This window comes from Inquilinus sp. (assembly GCF_057815775.1).
The window spans coordinates 1-1650 of the sequence record NZ_JBYRFX010000168.1; the positions used below are offsets into that span (position 1 = coordinate 1).

Genomic DNA, 1650 nt, shown 5'->3' on the forward strand with positions numbered 1-1650 from the left:
ATCGGTCGTGGCGACGATGGTGGGCCTGATCTTCAGGGCTTCTGCGATCTTCCGCGCCACGATCTCCGAGGTCGAAAGCCGCTCGGGATCGATGTCGTAGAGATGGATTTCGCTGTCCGCGAGTTCGGGATAGCTGAGGATGTCGCCGAGCAGGTTCTGGGCGAACACGGTGCTGCCGGCGCCGATGAAGGTGATCTTTGCCATGTCGGTTCTCTGTTTCCGATTTGCTCTTGCGGCTCAGGCGACCAGGACGACCTTGGTCAGGTGTCGGGGAGCGGTGGAATCGATGCCGCGGCGGAGCGCGACCCGCTCGCCGAGCAGTTGCAGCGCGGGCAGGCAGGCCAGGCCGCGGAGGGCATCGGGCGCCGTGACGTCGATCGACAGGTCGCCCGGGCCGCCGAAGCCGATCACCCGCGCGCCCTTGGCCTGCAGTTCGCGCGCGAGCTTCGCTTCCTCGTCCCGCAGCGTCTCGCTGGTGAGCATCACGATGAGCGTGCGGTCGTCGACCAGGCTGACCGGGCCATGCCGGTATTCCATCGGGTGATAGGCCTGGGTGTAGCTCAGGCTCATCTCCTGCAGCTTCAGCGCGCCTTCCTGTGCAATGCCGTAGAGCGGGCCGCTGCCGAGAAACACGAAGTGGGAGCGGTCGGCGAGGACGGCGGGCAGGCCGCGGTCGAGCGCCTGCAGCACCCGGGCGGCCTCAAGCGACGTCTCCGGGCCGACGGCCTGGCCGATGAAGCGCAGCCCCAGCAGCACCATGAGGCTGGCCGAGGCGGTCATCACGATGCCTTCCTCGGGATGGGTCTCGGCAAACAGGACATGGTCCGAATTGCGCGCCAGGCTGCTGCCGGCCTCGCAGGTGATGCCGATCACCGGCAGCCCGGCTTGGCGGCTGCGCCGCGCCGCCTGGACGGATTCGGTCGACTCCCCGCTGCGCGACAGCACGATGACCGTGACGCCGGTTTCGTCGGCGACCCAGGCGCGCGGGCGGTATGTCCATTCGCTTCCCGGCACCGGCAGGGCCTGGAAGCCTGCGAGGTTCATGGCCGCAGCAACGCTCTGGGCGAGATAGAAGGAGGTGCCGCAGCCGACGACGACGTAGCGCCGCCCGGCATCGGCCGTGATCGGGGGCTGTGGCGCGCGGTCCCAGAACGGGAACTGCTCCACGATGCTGCGCTCCGTTGCATTCATAAGGATATCCCTCGGGTAAGCGGGCGCGGTCACTTGCCGGTGCCGGCCGTCAGGCCTTGCACCAGGAACCGGTTGAGGAAGAAGACGACGATGAAGGGGGGAATGATCGCGAGGATGCCCGCGGCGTTGAGCAGGCCGTAATTGATGTCGTGCCGGGACGCGAGCTCCGGGATCATCACGGTCAGCGGTTTGGTCGCGTTGGTCGGCGAGAAGACCAGGGGGATGCTGAACTGCTGCCAGACGCTAAGGAAGGTGATGATGCCGGCGGCGATCAGGCCGGGAACGGCGAGCGGCAGCACGATCCGGAACAGGATGCGCATCCGCCCGGCACCGTCGATCGCGGCCGCCTCCTCCAGCACCACCGGCAGGCCGGAGAAGAAGCTCCGCATCATCCACAGCGCCAGCGGCAGGAAGGCGGAGACGTAGATCAGCGTCAGCCCGAGATAGGTGTCGACCAGC

3 protein-coding genes are annotated in these 1650 nt (G+C 67.5%); all 3 read right to left on the reverse strand.

Translation table 11 applies throughout. The annotated features are described in order from the left end of the window. Positions 1-204 (reverse strand): family 4 glycosyl hydrolase (locus AC3XYG_RS06055; RefSeq protein ID WP_489138912.1); only part of this gene is annotated, 204 nt, incomplete at its 3' end. Between the two features lie 33 nt (positions 205-237). Next, positions 238-1191 (reverse strand): SIS domain-containing protein, encoded by a 954-nt coding sequence (locus AC3XYG_RS06060; RefSeq protein ID WP_489138913.1) that lies wholly within the window; start codon positions 1189-1191, stop codon positions 238-240. Between the two features lie 29 nt (positions 1192-1220). Further along, positions 1221-1650: carbohydrate ABC transporter permease (locus AC3XYG_RS06065; RefSeq protein ID WP_489138914.1), on the reverse strand; the 430-nt coding region annotated here is incomplete at its 5' end.

Bases quoted from the DNA above. Each gene is read 5' to 3' on its own strand.
- AC3XYG_RS06060 (WP_489138913.1), bottom strand. From the start codon at position 1,191: ATGAATGCAACGGAGCGCAGCATCGTGGAGCAGTTCCCGTTCTGGGAC.